This window comes from Streptomyces sp. SID3343 (assembly GCF_009865215.1).
In the GTDB taxonomy this organism is placed as follows: domain Bacteria; phylum Actinomycetota; class Actinomycetes; order Streptomycetales; family Streptomycetaceae; genus Embleya.
This window is the reverse complement of the sequence record NZ_WWJX01000950.1, coordinates 1-16744: the sequence shown is the minus strand read 5'-3', so window position 1 is coordinate 16744 and position 16744 is coordinate 1. Positions and strand designations below refer to the sequence as shown.

The following is a 16744-nucleotide window of genomic DNA, read 5'->3' as shown; positions in this document are numbered from 1 at the left end:
GTCGAGTCCGGTCCCGTCGAGTCCGGTCCCGTCGAGTCCGGTCCCGTCGAGTCCGGTCCCGTCGAGTCCGGTCCCGTCGAGTCCGGTCCCGTCGAGTCCGGTGTCACCGCACCAGGATCAGTCCACAGCTGTAAGCCCGAGCGTGGCCGATGCCCCGCGTGAGAGCCGCCACCAGTACCTGGGGATCCGTGACCGTCAAGGTGCCCTTGATCTCCGCCCGGGCGATGCGAAGTCCCGCGTGGGGCGCGGGACTCGAAACCTTGGGGAGCATGCGCAGGGCCAAGCGGTCGATGTCGGCGTCGGCGCCGATGCGGGTCACGCCGTCGGGGGCGATTGCCGGTGTACCGGCCGGTTGCAGGCGGCGGGCGAACCAGCCCTTCACGTGTTCGGGGCGGTTGTGGGCCACGCGGGTGCTGCGGGTCTTCCCGGGGGAACCCGGGGCGGGCGGGCGACTGTGCACGGGATTGACGACGGTACGGAAATCGATCCTGTCACCGACACGGAGCGTGCGGTCGATGGTGAGCGTGTGCGGTTTCTCGGCGAGCGCGGCCCTGGGCAGGCGATCCCAGTCGCCGGGTACACCGGACTGCACCACCAGGGAGAGCCGGGCCTGCCGGAGATCGATGGTCCACGTGGACAGGACGCCCATCTGGGAACGCGCCTCCGAACTGCCGTCCACCCAGCCCACGAAGCCACTCATGACGGTCCGGTGCATGTCCTGCGCGTCGATGAGGGACTTGGCGACGAAGGGGTGTCGAGCGTCCAAGGTCAGGAGGGTGTGCGTCGTCACGAACCTGGCCGCCCGGTCGGGGGCCGTGGCCACGGGAGGAGTGGTGTTCACGGAATGATGTCCCATTCGCCGGCATACGGGGCTACGGTGACGCGACGGCGGGTCTCCCAGCGAGGGCCGTGGATCGGGCCGTCCGCGTCGAATCGTATGGGCTGGTCGGCGACGGGGCCGACGCCCGGCAGTGGGTGCGGACTTTCGATCCAAGCCCATGGGCGAACGCTCGTCGCAGGAGCGGCTGCGAGCCCGCCGGCGGGCAAGAGGGGCTTTGTTTCAAACGCCTGCTCCAGCGTGCCCGGCACGATGCCCAAGGCCAGATCTCCCGACGGCGGGCAGGACTTCCGGCCGAGCCACAACAGGCGCTTCGGGTATTCCAGCGCATGCGCGACTTGCTCCAGGAACACCGGATCCGGATGTTGAAGGCCGACGAGGAAGGCGGCGTCGGCGAGATACCAACGCTCGGTGATCAGAGCATGGCGGGTGAGTTCGGCCGAGACGAGAGCACCCGAGTGCGGGTCGGCGGCGATCCTCTTCGGCGCTCCGTACCAGGCTTCCAGTGTGTGGTGGCCGAACGGCCCGGTGGCCTGCTTCTCCGGGCGGCCCGTGTCCCTCTCCACGACGATTTCCATGGCCTTTGCCCGACGGTGGTCGGTGACGAGGTCGCGAGGGCGCAGCGGGTAGGTCCCGCCGCCGACGGTGTGGTAGTCGCGGAGGGGGACGCCGGGGTGGTCCGCGCGGACCCCGAAGAGCACCGACGCGAGTTCGCCGAGGGGCTGGTCGCGGTCGAAACCCAAGGCCGCGGCGCACAGTCCGATGACGCCGGACTTGGTGGGCCGAGGGTGTGTGTCGCGGCGCGCGAACCTTCCGGCCACGCCCCAGGACTGTAGGGGCCCGGCCAGTCGGACGAGCAGGACATGGGTTTGCGTCATGGAGTGAGGTCCTCGGCCTTGTCCACCACAGTCACCGATGCGGACAGGTCCGGCTCTCCCAGGAGATCGTCGATCCGGGGGTCGTAGGTGAGGACTCGTGCGGTGCGCAGATCTTCGCGACGCCGGCTGACGAAGGCGTGGTGGCGCAGCAGCCTGCGAGTTGCCGCCGCGCCCGCCGGACCTTCGCCGCCGGCGTCCTCGGGTGTCTCGTCGACGGGCAGTTGGAAGGCTGCGGCGTAGTTGTAGGGGCGCTCGCCCTCGAACGCGAGGACCAGGGCGGGGAGCGAACCGGTGGAGGCGGTGGAGTTCTTCTTCGCTTCGGGGAACGCCTCCACGAAGGCGTTCACGAATTCCTTTTCGGCATGGCCTGCGGTTTCCTTCGCCTCATCCTCCGTCATTCCGGCGGCCCGCAGGTTGGTGCGGAGCTGGACTCGGTCGAGGACGGCGTGGCGGTAGAAGGTTCCGGAGATGAGGGATTGGTATCCGGTCATGCCGGCGCCCGCGTCGTCCGCCGCATCGAGAAAGCTGAGGGCGTTGCGCTTGCGATCGAGTTTCGCGTCGTCGGCCGCCGCGTAGAAATCGTCGATCTGTTCCGCTTCGTGGACGGTGAAAGCGTGCCCACTCTGCACCGCTCCGTCCACATTCGGCGAGTCCGCGATCTCGGCGAGGAAGCGTCCGTAGAGGGCGATGTCCACTGCGTCGCGAGGGGCGATGGCCAGGAGCACGGCATCGCGCGTCATTTTGGGGAAAGGCAGAAGCCCAGCGGAGGGGGCCGATTCGGGGCAGCCGTCTTCCTCCTCCGGCGGCGTGTCGGCTCCCTTTTTGGTGCCTCGGCGTGCCTTCTTGGCCGCTGCCTCTCGGGCTTGGGCCAAGAGGTAGCTGTCGCGCCACTTCTTCAATTCGTCGGCGTGTTCGACGATGTGCTCGGCGATCCGTACACCGGCGTCGGCAGGTGCGAAGACGAGGACCTTCGTCAGATTGGCCACGGTTTTCTTGCTCGGATCACCGAACTTCAGGCCGCTCGCCTCGAGGATCGCACGTGCGGTGGCAACGGCTTCATCCTCGGACCAGTTGTGCCGGGACACCAGGTGCCGGCCGGCCAAGAGTGCCCACTCCCGGGTACGAACGCCCATGCTCCGGCCCTTGAGGGCGCCGACACCCGCGTTGGCGCGATTGCGTGCGTGTACACGCTCCGCGCGCCGGCGAGCCTGGCTGGTGATCATGTGCCGTTCGACCCCGCCGTACACGAGGCTTTTGGGCTGGCCGTTCTCGTCCCGCACGGGCAGGACCGCGACGAGGGTCTCGAGGAGGTGCAAGGAGAGAAACTGGCTTCGAGAGTCCTCGGTCACGTCGTTGCGTCCTTCCGTAGCGTGTGCTCGCGCTGTGTCGCCCGGCTGCGTGTCACCGGGGCATGAAACTCGACCGACCACCCGTAGGCGATCCGTGCCTTGCGGTCGTTCCAGCGGATCAGGTCCTCCGTGAGCCGGGTCCAGGAAGGCGGGGGCTGGTCACAGGACCGGAGCCTGGTGATCGCGTGTCCGAGGTGGCGCCAGGGAATGCGGCGACTGACCACGATGCGATCGAACAGGCGCTGTGCGCCCGGATTTTCGGTTCCACGTCCGATGCCGTCTCCGATCCGACGGGCTGCGGCTCCGAGACTTCCGTGGCCGTACGAGGGCTCCGAACGTCCCTGGTGGTAGACCGCGAAGAGGAAGGCCGTCCGCTCGAACACCTCTCGGTGATCGTCGCCGCCGTACCAACCGGCCCGGATGTGCGCGGAGGTCGGCTTTCCGGCGCGCCGCAGGTCGGCCAGAGTGCCGTATTCCCGGTTGCGAACGAGGGTGGTAAGCCAGTTGACGAGCGCGGTGCCGTCGTGGGGGAAGGCGCTGTGGCGGGAGGCAACTTCGGCATCTCCGTACTCAGTCATGCGTGATCTCCCCTCGGAGTTCGGCCGGGGCCTTGTCGGCGGTCACGTCGTCCTCGAAACGCTGCTCGGCCCGGGCGCGGGCCCGGTGGCCTCGGCTGTTGGGCGGCAGGGCGTCGAGGTGGTGCGTCAGGTGGGTGCGGGCCGAGGCGACCAGGATGCGCGCGTAGTCGGCCAGGGGCGCCGAGACCGGGTCGTCGCCGGCCGCTCCCCCTTCGATCACCTCGTCGAGCAGGTCGGCGAAAGGTTGGGCGGCGGCGGGCCAGAACTGCCACCGGGCGTCGAAGCGGGCGAGTTGGCCGCCCTCGTCGGCGGCCCGCGCCGCCGGATGGACGACCTCCGAGGCGACGACGGCCGCGCGCTTGAGGCTCAACGCGACGTACTCGGCGATGATCGACCCGCGTCGGGAAGCTCGGTACAGGTGATCGGCCATACCGGGGGCGTACGGGTAGGCGCCTTCCGTCCAGGCGACCGGCAGGGCCTTGTTGGCCAGTAGACCCACGGCCCACATCTGGTAGGGGGCGCCGGGCCCTTTTCGTTCGTACGGCAGGGAGCGAAGCCGTGCGTACAAGCCGGTTTCCGCGTCCTTGACCGCACCGTACAGCGCGTGGGCCTCGCGCCAGAGCGCCCGCGTGGGGGACGGCCAGAGGGGCTTCACCAGGCCGTTCAGGGTCTGGCTGAGTACCGCGTCCTGGAGGTGCCGCTCCGGGTCCAGGTCGAGAACCTCGCCGGCCCCGATCAGGACTCGGTCGACCATGATCTGCCCGTGGGGCCCGTGACTGGGACGCAGCAGAATCGAACGCCCGAGGGCACTGTGCAGGTCGGCCGAACTCCTGGGTGCCCTGGCCTTGGCTTTCGCAGTGAAACCTCTCCGCTCGCCGCTCGTCCACGACATGTTGAGGGGCTCGCCGGGCTTTTCGGCCGGGTAGAGGTTGAGGCGCAGCGTCTCGCCGAGTGTCTGGCCCAAGGCGACGACGCGAATGCGACCTTGCAGCCGACCCGCCGCCAGGTTGGTGATCGTCGGCCCGAGCTCCTTGCCCGACATGCGGGCGCGGCCGTAGGGGGCGTACACGTGCTGGGTGAGCATTGCGCGGAACGCCGCGGCCGCGGACAACGCATCACCGCGTTCGAGATGGTGGTGGTCGAAGTGCTGGTTGTAGTCACCGGCATGCTCGATGACCAACTGGGCTGTGCCCGTGCCGCTTGTGGCCATGTGGGGAGTGAGCATGGAGTTCTGGCCGAGCGGCGCCTCAGGGTGGAACATGTCCCACTCGTCGTCCGGTTGCTCGGCCAGCCACCGGGATGCCCGACCGAGTTCGCGCTTTTCCACGACCCACGTGCGCCATTCCTCGGACGACGAGGGGCAGGTGGCCGAGGCGAAGCAGATGGCCAGCAGGTACTCGATGACGGCGACGGTCTCGCCCGGGGTGGCGCAGTGGATGGTGGTCAGTTTGTCGGCGTCGGCAAAGAGGCCACACAAGGAGTGGTGTGCCAGGGCGCCGTCAAGGGTCACGGTGGGTATGCATGGCCGAACCCGCGGATCCCAGCTGGGGCGTGGCCCGGCGGAGCGGAGAGGGTTTCCTTCGGGCAATGCCTGGCTACCGCTTTCTGGAGCACGACCAGCGAGATCTGGCGACGGTGTGCCGCAACGACAAGAACGCTAGCAGTGGTCCGTCGGTGAAGCACCGGGTTCGAGAAATCCGCCACCGCCCCCGACAACGAGGGCGACGGCGGCGGATCCCCACACGCAAGGACAGTCGAACTCACGGTGCCGGCAGCCCTGTTGTGGCTCATGAGGGCAGGTCGATGCCCGAACGATGCCACAGAGTCCATCGACTACCCGCGATGTTGCATTCGCTGTCGACTACCTTCTCAACGGGAACGGCGCCCCCTGATCAGGATGGTGAGCGTCGCGCGCGCGTCGCGACGGCGCTCCGGGGTGTGGGCCAGGACCGAGGTCAGCGCGACGACGGCGAGAACGCCTCCGTACAGTAGGCCGACGCCGGCTGTCACAGCGGCTGTGTGGTGAAGCAGGGCTGGGAGTACGGACATGGGGCTACCTTCCACACGGGGCCGAGGTGGCCCGGAGATCTGATGGCCCCAGCCTCGGATCCAACGGCGGTGCGCAAAGAGACACTTACCCGAGGGACCCTGGATCGGCGCAGGTCAGGATGGGTTTTCGGGACGAGTGCGCAGCAGGACGCATGCGCAGCTGGGCGAGTGCGCAGCAGGATGCTTGGACGAGTGCCCGCTGAAAAGGCACCATCGGAACCAAGAGGTGAGCAGTGGCGGACCAAGGTGGGCTAGAGCCGCACGCGACGCTCGGCGCAATGGTGCGGAAGGCGTTGGAGGCTTCGAAGCTCAGCCTGCGTGCGGCTGCGAAGGCGAGTGCGGGACACGGCCCGAGTGAAGCCACCATCCGGAACTGGCGCGACGGTAGGTCGGCCCCTGCCGCCGACCTGACGATGACGTCCCGTTTCCGGGCCTTCGTGGGCGTGTTGGAGGCGGCCGCCGGCTACCCCGTCTTCACCGACGCCGAGTGGGAGACCGCACTGCGAGCGGCCCGGCAATCGGCGCTCAAAGCGGTCCACGAGGCCAACCCTGCTTCGGACCGCAAGGACCCGACCGGCCCCTTCGTGCGAGCCCACTTACCGGAACTACGAGTTCGAGGTGCTCTCGTCGGGCGCCAGGCCGAGCGCGCCGCGATGAATGCTTTCGTGCGGGCACGCGATCCGCAGGCGCAGTCCTACATGTGCTGGCATGCGAAGCACGCGGCGGGCAAGACCGCCCTGCTTGCCGACTACGTGAAGAATCCGCCTCCGAACGTCGATGTCCTGAACTACTTCGTCTCCGCGGACCAAGGCACCAATACGCGTGTCGAATTCGTCGCGGAGATGGCAACGCAGATCCGGACTTTTCTACGCCGGAACGAGGCTTCCCTGCCGACCCCCCGCAGCCCTCGTGAGTGGGCGAATCTCTTCGACAGAGCCGCCAGGAAGAGCGCGGGCCGCGGGCGTCGGCTCCTGCTCGTGATCGACGGCCTCGACGAGGACGTTGCCTGGTCCGGTCCCGCGCATGGCGATGGTGCGCGGCACCCGAACGACCAGGCCCGGAACGTCGTGACCGGTGGGAGCATCGCCGCATTGCTTCCCACGCAGCCCGATCACGGTATGCGGGTCGTCGTCTCGGCCCGCCGGAGCACGAGACTTCCCGAGGATGTCGCCGCAGAGCATCCACTGCGTGTACGGGAGTGTCTGCGTCTGCTGAAACCCTCCGCCCCAGCCGTCGAGATCGAGCGGGCGGCTTGGGCTGCGGCGGAGCGACTGCGGGCGGACGACCTGGGCCGGGTCGTCATCGGTTTGTTGGCGGTGACGGGCGGCGGCCTGCGAACCGCGGATCTGGCGGTGCTGTCCGGGACTTCGGTCGAGGTGGTCGACGGGCTCGTTCACGGCGTGGCCGGGCGTTGCCTCGTCCTGGATGACGAGGTGACCGAGACCTACGCCTTGAGCCACGACGAGATTCTCGGGTCGGTGCTGCGGGAACTCGCTCCGAAGGCGGCGGAGCATCTCACCGGCTTGTTGCATTCCTGGGTCGAAACATGGCGAGCGGCCGGCTGGCCCGAAGAGACGCCTCTGTACCCGCTCACCGGCTACCTGCGGCTCTTGGACGACCCCGCCGACCGTGCCACGTTTGTTCTCGATGCCCGCCGGCAGGTGCGGCTCGCCGCCGTGGCCGGTCCCGACGTGGCCCTCGCGCAACTCGACGCGCTCGCAGAGGTGATCGACGGATGGGCTACCCGCCCCGATCACCTCGCGCCGGCCACACGGCTCGCCGCATCACGTGCCTTGCTGCTGTACGGAGTACGGGACGTGCCGTCTCAGGCCCCGGCGCTCTTCGTCCTGCTTCAAGACGTGGCGCGCGCCCGCGCGTTGGCCCGCTCGGCGCCGAGTCCGGTGATCAAGGCCGCTCGGCTGGCGGAGGTCGCCGTGGCCGCGTATCGCGGAGGACTGCGGGGAGCGGCTTCGATCGCGACGGAGGCGGCCGAGCAGGCGACCCGCGCCGACGCGGTCTTCCCCTGTCCGATCGAGGACGCAAAGGCATATGAGGAGCTTGCCGAGGCCGCCCGCGCACTTCATGAACTGGGTGCGATCGACGCCGCCCGCGCCCTGCTCCGGGCGGTGATCCTCAGTGGGGCAGCCGACGTCGAGTCGTTGGTGGCCGCAGTCGACCTCCTCACCGCAATCGACGGCCGGGATGGGTGGGTTGCGCTCGAACAGCGGGCAGAACACCTGAGTATGGGAGGCCCTCGGGCACGAGCCGCAGCCGTGGACATCTGGGCGACCGTCGCCCGGAGTCGGCCCACCCGCGCCGCCCACGCCAGGGCCCGCGTCGTCGCCCTCTGCGAAGAGTCGGGCCCGTCGGACGGTTTGGCATCGGTGGACGTCTTCGCACTCGCCGCCTCCATGCTGGCCAAGAGCAGTCCCAGGGCGAGTCACGGGCTGGTGCGGGACGCACAGGCTCGGCTGTCCGCGGCGCTCGCCGACCCGGACACACTCGCTCCCGCCGACCAGGCCCACCTGCAACGGGAACTCGGGAGCACGCTGACACGCCTGGCTCAGGCCGTGGACGACACCGGGATCGGGCCGGACGCACTCGACGGGCTTGGGGCGCTGGTAGCGGCACTTCCCGAAACGTTGCGTACGGGCGTGCTCGGTGACGATCCCACGGAGCCGGTGGCGGCGAACATCGCGGCGAGTGACCGGCGCAGAGCCGCGGAGGAGAAGGCTCACTGGGAGCAGGGCAAAGAGCGCCTCCTGGCCGAGAGAAGAGCGCGGGATGCGGCGAATCGCGATTATCTGCGACAACGGAAAGAACGGCAGGAACGGCAGGAACGGCAGGAACGGAAGGAACGCGAACAACCGGAGCGCTCGGAGCGACGGGAAGGGCCGCTGAGAACAGGGGAGTTGCGGGGGCAACAGTCCGCTGTCCCTGCACAACAGGCCGTCAGGCACAAAGCCTCACCACGCCGGGCACCCTCACAAGGTCGCCCGGAGGCTCTCGCGAGTCGACACGAACACGACGAGCAGCGACCGGCGCACATCGTCCTTCTCCGGCACGCCGGGCAACTGCTGCGAAACGACAACCACGTGCTCGGTCGTGAACGGCTTGAGGCGGCACTACGTTGTTCACCCCCCTTGCGGACGTCGGCCGCCGCCGTCGGCGCCTGGACTCCGGCTCTGTCTCAAGCGCTCGGTGCCATCGGGGAATTCGCGTGTGCCGCGGACCTGGCGGCCGGCTTGCCCGAGACGGAGAATCGCGTCCGACACCTGGCGGCCCTGTCCATGGGGTGTTCCCAAGGCGGGCACGACATCGAGGCCCGCCGTTACGCCCAAGAGGCGGCGGGGCTCGGCGCGGACGGATCCGGGCCCGGGTTGCGAGCAGTGATCGCCCAGGCTCTGGCTCACGCGGGGGAAGCCGCCGCCGCGGTGGAGGTCGCGCGCCGGAGGATGCCCGGTGACCCCGCGACCCCCGCGCAACTTCGTGTGCAAAGGCGTCGGGCGCTGACGGCCGTCGCCGCCGGACTCGTTCACCGGGCGCCGGAGACGGCCGCCGGGCTCGTCGACTCCTCGACCGAAGCGCTGCGGCTCAGGATCGGGCTCGGCGGCCCGTTCCATCCGCTCCCCGAATTGGCGGAACTCCTGCTCGCATGCCCCGACGTGCGGCGGCCGGGCCCGGCGCCGGCGGAGGCGCTTCGGCTCGCTGCCGCCTTCGTGCGCGAGCCGCTTCAGCAATGGCACCCGGAGTCGGCGGTCGTCCTGGCGCTGCTGGGGCGAATCGACTGTTGTGCGGAACTTCCGGACGTGGCCGACACGTTGGACCAGTGGCAACGCACGCTACCGCCGGATCGAACTCCACACGCCGAACTCGCCGTTCTCGCGGCCATGGCGGGCGATACCGCCGCGGCCCTGCGCCTTATCGAGGCATCTCCGACGCCGGACGGGCGGGCCGTTGCGCGGGCCGCCGTCGCCACTCACTTGGCGGGCGTGCCCACCGTACTCGCGGCCGATCGTGCGTCGCAGGATATGACACTCGGCCTGTGCTTGGCGCTCGCCCATGCGGCCGGCGACGGCTCCGCACCCGACGAAGCGGCGGCCCGGTTGCTCGTACGCGAGCTGTTGTCAGGTGAGTGGTGGGCCTACGCGATCCCGCTGCTCCCCCGTTTGGCGCCCGAAGCGCTGGTACCACTCTGCGAGTTGGCGCGAGTCCATGGGCCGAAGGGCGGGGACGGGCCGACCGGTGCCCGTTCGGACTGAACTTCTGCGAAGCGGCCCGTGGGGGGGTGGGACAGCGGGGTCGATCAGCGGGGCGGACAACGGGCCGTCGTTCACCGAGTGAACCCGACGGTTCCGAACGGTTCCCGAAGGCATCCGATTGCGGGCGTGCGTCCGGGGCCGGGCTCAGGGTGTCGGGCTCAGGGGGCCGGGCTCAGCGTGGCGGGCTCAACGTGACGGGCTCAAGGTGCCGAACGGGTGGTGTGGCCGGCGCGGACCAAGCCTGATTCGTAGGCCAGGACGACGGCTTGGGCGCGGTCTTCGAGCGACAGTTTGGCCAGCATGTCGGCCTCGTGGCGCTCGACGGCGGACACGCCGGTCGACAGGGCCTCGGCGATGGCGCGGTTTTCCTTGCCGGCTGCGATCAAGCGCAGTACCGCGATCTCGCTCGGCGTCAGGTGGGCCAGGCTCTCGGGCGTGGCGGCTCGCGTCGGTGGGCCGTATGTGATCGATGCGGTCGGGCCCGCCGGCGCAACGGGTATCCGGGCCGTGACCGTGAACCCCCCGTCCATGCGGCGTGCGGCCTCGAACGAGCCGTCGTGCACGGCGACTCGCTCGCGCATACCGAGCAACCCGTGTCCGCCACCGGTCATGGCACAGCCGCCGCTTCCCGCGTCGTCGCCGCCCCCGTCGTCACGGATCTCGATCGCGACTTCGCGCGGCAGGTACTCCAGCCGTACCCGCGCGGTGGCCCCGTTTCCCGCGTGCTTGCGGGCGTTGGTGAGCGCTTCCTGGGTGATCCGGTACAGCGCGAGGCCGATCGGCAAGGGCAGTTCGCGGCGCGCGCCGTCGACCCGGTACTCGGTCGGCAGGCCGGCCAGACACGATTCGGCGATCAGCCGGGGGAGGTCGTCGACGCCCGGTTGGGGCGTCGAGGACGCGGTGTCCGGGTCGTTGTCACTTCGCAGTATGCCGAGCAGTTGCCGCATTTCGCCGAGTGCGACGCGGCCCGACGCCTCCAGGGTGAGCAGCGCCGTCCGGGCCGCGCCGAGGTCGCGCTCCAGGCTGGACCGGGCGCCGGCCGACATCAGGTGCATGGTGGTGATGTGGTGGGCCACGATGTCGTGCAACTCCCGGGCTATTCGCCGCCGTTCGTCCGTCAACGCCCGCTCGGCCAACAGGATCCGGGTGACCTCGGCCTGCCCTTGCCAGTGCCGCACCGCCACGCCCACCCCGAGGACCAGCGCAATCGCGACGACGGTCACGCTGAACGTCCAGACGAACGGATCCTCCGCAGCCGGATATCCCGTAAGTTGCACCGCCAGGGTCGCCAGTGCCGCTGCCCCGACCACCAACGGCCGGCATGCCAGGACAACGGTGTACAACGCGACCGCCATCGAAAAGCCGATTCCGGTCCAGCTCCCGACGCCCACGTTGATCACGGTCTGGAATCCGAGAACCAGCGCCAGCACCACGACCGGCGCTCGACGCCGCGCGATCAGACACAGGGCCGACGCCACGAGGAGTGCCACACCGAGCGCGGTCATCCGAGGCCCGCCGGTCGGCACGATCATCACGTAGCCGAACACGTCGACAGGCGCCACGACGAGCGCGATCAGGGCGTCGGTCCGGATGCGCGCCGGAAACGGCCGCCGCGCGGCGGCCCGCCCCGGGCCCCCCGAGGGGTCGGTGGCGGCGAGATCACGGCCCGTGATCGCCTTGCCGAGCAGGGCCATGGACGAGGATCCGGAGCCCATCCAGGGCCTCCTTCCGGGGAAGCGGCGGCCAGTATTCCACCGGCCCACGCATCCTGCCGAATCATTCTTGATCGCCTGAATCACAACAAACTTCTCAGGTCACCCGTTTTTTCGAATCCTGGGCTGTTCGCCTCGCTCGGCCCGCTCGGTCGGCACCTGTCGTCGCTCGGCCACGCCGGGCCCACCCGTAACACCCGAGCCCATGCGTACTGCCGAGCCCATACGCACCGCCCGAGTCCACGCGTACCGCCCGAGCCGATCCCCACACCCCGACCCACCGCCCCGCGCCAACCCACCGGCCCACCCACCGCACGGCCGCCGCCTCCGAAAGACGCAGGCCCCCTCCCGTCCGCCCCGGCACCCTCCGCGTCTCCGGTACCAGTACCCCGGTACCGGCCCCGCGCGGAGTTCTCGTCCCGCCGCACGACGGCGCGGCCCGAATGCGCCGGCACAGTTGAGGGACAGAACGCGGAGACGGTTCGCTTCGTCGAATCCGCTCCCGACTTCACCTTCGGCCGCGCCGTGCCGGCGCTGTCGGACTCACCGATCACCAGTGGTCGACGCGCCGCCGGAGCAGGGGAGATCGACCCACACCCGGCTCGGCACGGACACTCCATCGCCGCAGAGACGATGGCGTCGTGCCGCCGTGATCGTCGATCTTCTCGCAGCTCAAAACCTATGGGAGGCAACATGTTCGGGCGAGGCAAACGAGGCGACCGCCGGGCGAACGTGGGGCCCGACGCGTCCTCGCGCCCGGACCTCCACACACCGCACCCCGCACCCCAGTACGCACCACCACTGCACACGCCGAACCATGCGCCGCACCCACATCGGCCGGGCGGACCGGACGACGACTTCACCGCGTTCACGCACACCCCCGCCCCCTTCACCGCAGCGGACAACAGCCGCCCCGCAGCGCCCCACGGGCACGCAGTCGGCTCGCCCGCCGTGCGGCTCGAAGGGGTCGGCAAGTCCTACGGAAGCGGTTCCGACGCGGTGCACGCGCTGCGCGGCGTCGACCTCGCCATCCCCCGGGGCACCTTCACTGCGGTCATGGGCCCGTCCGGTTCGGGCAAGAGCACCTTCCTGCACTGCGCCGCCGGGCTCGACAAGCCCGACACGGGCCGGGTCCTGCTGGGTGACGACGACCTGACCACGATGAACGAGAACGAGCTCACCAAACTGCGCCGCACCCGCCTGGGCTTCGTGTTCCAGGCGTTCAACCTGCTGCCCTCGCTCACCGTCGAGAAGAACGTACTGCTCCCGCTGCGGTTGGCCGGCGAGCGCGCCGAGCGCCGCCGCGCGACCGAGGTGTTGTCCATGGTCGGACTGCACGACCACGCCCGCCGCCGCCCCGCGCAACTCTCCGGCGGTCAACAACAGCGCGTCGCCATCGCCCGTGCCCTGGTCACCCGGCCCGACGTTCTGTTCGCCGACGAACCCACCGGCGCGCTCGACACCACCACCGCGTCCGAGGTCCTGACGCTGCTGCGCCGGGCCGTCGACGACACCGGCGCCACGATCGTCATGGTCACCCACGACCCGGTGGCCGCCTCCTACGCCGACCGCGTCGTCTTCCTCGCCGCCGGCCGGCTCGCCGGCCACCTCCACTCGCCCACTCCCGAGGCGGTCGCGGCCCGCATGGTCGCCCTCTCGCAGCCGGTGCCCTCCCAGAGCCGGGCCGCCTGATGATCCGCTCCAACGGGCTCGCCCGTACCTCCATACGCTTTCGGCCCGCCTCGTTCGCCGGTTCGTTCGTCGCCCTGTTGTTCGCCGCGATGCTCGTCACGATGTGCGGGATCTTCCTGGAGAGCGGCCTGCGCGCCCACGTGCCGCCCGGCCGCTACGCCGACACCCCGATCGTGGTCGCCGGACCCAACAGCACGCACAAGACCTTCGGCAGCGGCGAGGACAAGGAAGAGGTCACCAAGGCCCTGCCCGAGCGGGCCCGAATCGACGCGGGGCTGGCCACGCGCATCGCGGCCGTACCCGGCGTCGCCGCCGTCCTTCCCGATCTCACCTTCCCCGCGCAGACCCCCACCGCCGTGCTCGACGCACACCCCTGGTCCACCGCGCGCCTGGCCGGCACACCACAGGGGAGCACCCCGCAAGGAAGCACTCCCCACGGCAACACGTCCCAGGGCAGCACCGCCCAAGGCAACACCGCCCGGACCGGCGCCGCACCGCGCCCCGGCGAAGCGGTCCTGACCACCGAGGCGGCTGCCGCCACCAAGGCCGCCCCCGGGTCCACGCTGCGCGTGACCACGCCCTCGGGCGAGAACACCCTGCGGGTCGCGGCCGTGGTCCCCGGCGACGGGGCCCGGCTGTACGTCGCCGACTCCGAGGCGCCCGCACTCGCCGGAAACCCGGGCCGGGTAACCGCGTTCGGCGTACTGCTCGCCGACGGAGCATCCACCGGCAAGGTCGCCGGCGACCTGCGCAAGGCCCTCAAGGACACCGACGTCAAGGTCCGCACCGGCGACGGGCGCGGAGAAGTGGACCACCCGCGACTGGGTGACACCAAGGAACTGCTCGTCGGGGTCGGCGCGTCCTTCGGCGGCGTCGTCGCCTCGGTGGCCGTGTTCGTCGTCGCCGGCGCGACGTCGCTGTCGGTGAACCAGCGTCGCCGCGACTTCGCGTTGCTGCGCGCGGTGGGGGCGACCCCGTGGCAGATCCGCCGGATGATCACCACCGAGACCGGCTTCGTGGCCCTGTTCGCCGGCGTCGCCGGGTTGCTGCCCGGAGCCCTGCTCGCCCGCTGGTGGTTCGAGCAGATGCGCGATCGCGGGATGATCGAGGACGGCGTGTCCCTCTCGGTCAGTGGGATCCCGATGCTCGCCGCCGTCGGCGCGGGCGTACTCTCCGCGGTGCTCGCGGGACTCATGGCCGCCCGCTCCAGTGCCCGTACCAAGCCCACCGAAGCGCTCGGCGAAGCCGGCGTGGAACGCGCCGACGTCGGCTGGTTCCGGCTCGGGCTCGGCCTGGTCGCGCTCGTCGGGGCCGGCGCCCTCTCCGGCCTGGCCATGAAGACGAGCGGTGACCAGGCGGTGGCGGCGGCCAGTGGCGTGATCATGCTGTTCATGCTCGGCATCGGGCTCCTCGGCCCACTCATCGCGCATCTGTTCGTGCGGGCGACCGGCGTGGTCCTGCGCAGGTTCGGCGCCTCCGGGCACCTCGCCTTCGACAATGCCCGGGCCAACTCGCGCAGGCTTGCCTCGGCGATCACCCCGATCGCGCTCACCGTCGCCTTCGCGAGCACGCTGATGTTCATGTTCGCCGCCCAGGACCACTACAGCGAGAAGCAGTCCGACGCCGCACTGACCGCCGACCGGGTGCTCGCGGGACCCGGCTTCCCGGCCCGTACCGCGACCGACGTCGCCCGCGTCCCCGGCGTCGAGGCGGTGACCTCCGTCTTGAACACCAGCGTTGTCATGGCCGGCTCGAACGACCTCACCAAGTACCCGACCCAGGCCGTCGGCGGCACGAACACCGAGCTCGCACGGGTGCTCGACCTCGGCGTCCGTCAGGGCAGCATCGACGCGCTTCGCCCCGGCGCAACACAGCCGCCGGGCGGCGCGGTCGCCATGGATCGGATCACCGCCGACACCGTCAAGGCCCACGTGGGCAAGCCCGTCGACATCCGGCTCGGCGACGGCACCAAGATCAAGCCGACCCTGGTCGCCACCTACGACCGCGGCCTCGGTACCGCCGCCGTCACCTTCCCGCGCACCACGGTCGAACACCATGTCGACGCCGCCATGGACAACCGCCTGCTCGTCCGCTTCACGAACGGGGCCGACCCCGCCGCAGTGGATGCCGCACTCGCCAAGCTGACCGAGTCGCACCCCGGTACGACGATCTCCGACCGAGGCGGCTACGCCGCCGAACGCAACCAGGATCTCGAAACCAACAAGTGGACGAACCAGGTGATGCTGGTCGTCCTCGCGGGCTTCGCCACCATCGCCGCGGTCAACACCATGATCGTGTCCACCGCCGCCCGGCGCCGCGAACTCGGCCTCATGCGGATGATCGGCAGCACCCGCGCTCAGGTGCGAGCCGTCATGCGCGGCGAGGCCGCCCTGGTCGGCGTCATCGGTCTCGTCCTCGGCCTGACCGTAGCGATGATCACCCTCGTACCGTTCGGCAAGGGCGCCTTCGGCGAAAGCACCCCCTACGTGCCGATTCCGCTCCTGCTCGGGATCAGCGCCGCGGCGCTGCTGCTGGCCCCGCTCTCGGTCGCCCCGGTCACCCGCCGCCTGCTGCGGATCGAACCGATCGACGCGGTCGGAGCAAAGGAGTAGCGCCCACCGACCGCCCGAGGACCGCTCGACCACCACTGCGCTCCGCCCCCCGAAGCGGGCGGAACCCCCCTTCGAACCGCCGGACCGCTCGGCCCCGACCCCTCCCCGGGTGTCGGGGCCGCTGTCGTCGCACCCGCCGCCAAGCGAACCCACCGCCAGGCGAACCCACCACCAAGCGAACCCACCGCCAGGCGAATCCGCCACGAGGCGAACCCGCCGGCCGTCGGCCCTCGACCCGGCTGCCGGCGTCGCGCGAATCCCGTACCGCGTGCGACGCGCTCTACGCGGCGTTTACGGGATGCGCCACTGCTGGTACTTGTTGCCCGGCGTACAGCTCACGACCGAAAGCGCCTTGCCCGCGCCGTTGTTGGTCAGGCAGTTCTGGCCTTGGTAGTCCTTGATGTAGACCGCTCCCGAGGTGGGGGCCTCGACCAGCCTCCAGTTGGTGGAGTACCCGAATCCGGCGGCGAGTTCCGGGCGTTCGGGCTTGCCGTACGGCTGGGCGAGTGCGGGGCCGCTCAGGCTGCAGGGATTGAAGGTGTCCCACGTGGAGACCGAGTGGACCCAGCCGTACTGCGTGTGGCCGCCCATGACCACTTCCTTGCCCGCGTTGGGGCCGTCGGCGACCAGACCGATCCCGGCCCCGTCGGCGACGCTGGTGATGGCGCCCCACCGGTCGCCGCCGCAGCCCTGCGGGATGGTCGGGGGCGGGGGCGCGGTGGACGCGGGTGGGTTCGGTTTCGTGCCACCGCCGGCGCTGCTCGCGTCGGACGC

Annotated in this window: 10 protein-coding genes and 1 pseudogene; 3 read left to right on the top strand and 8 right to left on the bottom strand. The window is 70.2% G+C overall.

The genetic code is table 11. The features are described 5' to 3' along the window. Positions 1-103 precede the first annotated feature (103 nt). From GT354_RS29565 to GT354_RS29540, 6 genes are all read right to left on the bottom strand, one after another. On the bottom strand, positions 104-841 hold the full coding sequence (locus GT354_RS29565) for a type I-E CRISPR-associated protein Cas6/Cse3/CasE (protein WP_346012232.1): 738 nt from the start codon (positions 839-841) through the stop codon (positions 104-106). Further along, positions 838-1716 carry a type I-E CRISPR-associated protein Cas5/CasD gene (gene cas5e, locus GT354_RS29560; protein ID WP_161359430.1) on the bottom strand — a complete coding sequence of 293 codons (879 nt, stop codon included), beginning with the start codon at positions 1714-1716 and terminating at the stop codon, positions 838-840. The genes GT354_RS29565 and cas5e overlap by 4 nt, the downstream gene beginning before the upstream one ends. After that, entirely contained in the window at positions 1713-3065 is a 1353-nt protein-coding gene (locus tag GT354_RS29555; protein ID WP_161359429.1) for a type I-E CRISPR-associated protein Cas7/Cse4/CasC, read from the bottom strand. Before GT354_RS29555 ends, cas5e begins: the two co-directional genes overlap by 4 nt. Beyond that, positions 3062-3643: a type I-E CRISPR-associated protein Cse2/CasB gene (gene casB / locus GT354_RS29550; protein ID WP_161359428.1), complete on the bottom strand. Its 582-nt coding sequence runs from the start codon at positions 3641-3643 to the stop codon at positions 3062-3064. Before casB ends, GT354_RS29555 begins: the two co-directional genes overlap by 4 nt. Continuing rightward, complete coding sequence (locus GT354_RS29545; protein ID WP_202512455.1) at positions 3636-5231, bottom strand: type I-E CRISPR-associated protein Cse1/CasA; 1596 nt, start codon at positions 5229-5231, stop codon at positions 3636-3638. The genes casB and GT354_RS29545 overlap by 8 nt, the downstream gene beginning before the upstream one ends. Before the next feature lie 281 nt (positions 5232-5512). Continuing rightward, positions 5513-5692 carry a hypothetical protein gene (locus tag GT354_RS29540; protein WP_161359426.1) on the bottom strand — a complete coding sequence of 60 codons (180 nt, stop codon included), beginning with the start codon at positions 5690-5692 and terminating at the stop codon, positions 5513-5515. A 413-nt stretch (positions 5693-6105) separates the two neighbouring features. On the opposite strand from GT354_RS29540, the gene GT354_RS29535 reads away from it, so the two are divergent. After that, positions 6106-9954, top strand: a complete 3849-nt coding sequence (locus GT354_RS29535; RefSeq protein ID WP_161359425.1) for a hypothetical protein — start codon at positions 6106-6108, stop codon at positions 9952-9954. 200 nt (positions 9955-10154) lie between these two features. Here GT354_RS29535 and GT354_RS29530 read toward each other — a convergent pair whose 3' ends face one another. After that, positions 10155-11669, bottom strand: a complete 1515-nt coding sequence (locus tag GT354_RS29530) for a histidine kinase (protein ID WP_161359424.1) — start codon at positions 11667-11669, stop codon at positions 10155-10157. Between the two features lie 690 nt (positions 11670-12359). On the opposite strand from GT354_RS29530, the gene GT354_RS29525 reads away from it, so the two are divergent. After that, positions 12360-13358, top strand: a complete 999-nt coding sequence (locus tag GT354_RS29525) for an ABC transporter ATP-binding protein (protein WP_237535581.1) — start codon at positions 12360-12362, stop codon at positions 13356-13358. Continuing rightward, entirely contained in the window at positions 13358-15970 is a 2613-nt protein-coding gene (locus tag GT354_RS29520; RefSeq protein ID WP_161359423.1) for an ABC transporter permease, read from the top strand. The genes GT354_RS29525 and GT354_RS29520 overlap by 1 nt, the downstream gene beginning before the upstream one ends. A gap of 291 nt (positions 15971-16261) precedes the next feature. On the opposite strand, the pseudogene GT354_RS29515 reads toward GT354_RS29520, so the two are convergent. Beyond that, positions 16262-16744 (bottom strand): annotated as a pseudogene (locus GT354_RS29515) (hypothetical protein); the annotation flags it as partial.

Excerpts from the sequence above, each read along its gene's own strand:
- cas5e (WP_161359430.1), bottom strand. The coding sequence starts at position 1,716 with ATGACGCAAACCCATGTCCTGCTCGTCCGACTGGCCGGGCCCCTACAG.
- casB (WP_161359428.1), bottom strand. The coding sequence starts at position 3,643 with ATGACTGAGTACGGAGATGCCGAAGTTGCCTCCCGCCACAGCGCCTTC.
- GT354_RS29540 (WP_161359426.1), bottom strand. The coding sequence starts at position 5,692 with ATGTCCGTACTCCCAGCCCTGCTTCACCACACAGCCGCTGTGACAGCC.
- GT354_RS29535 (WP_161359425.1), top strand. The coding sequence starts at position 6,106 with ATGACGTCCCGTTTCCGGGCCTTCGTGGGCGTGTTGGAGGCGGCCGCC.
- GT354_RS29530 (WP_161359424.1), bottom strand. The coding sequence starts at position 11,669 with ATGGGCTCCGGATCCTCGTCCATGGCCCTGCTCGGCAAGGCGATCACG.
- GT354_RS29525 (WP_237535581.1), top strand. The coding sequence starts at position 12,360 with ATGTTCGGGCGAGGCAAACGAGGCGACCGCCGGGCGAACGTGGGGCCC.
- GT354_RS29520 (WP_161359423.1), top strand. The coding sequence starts at position 13,358 with ATGATCCGCTCCAACGGGCTCGCCCGTACCTCCATACGCTTTCGGCCC.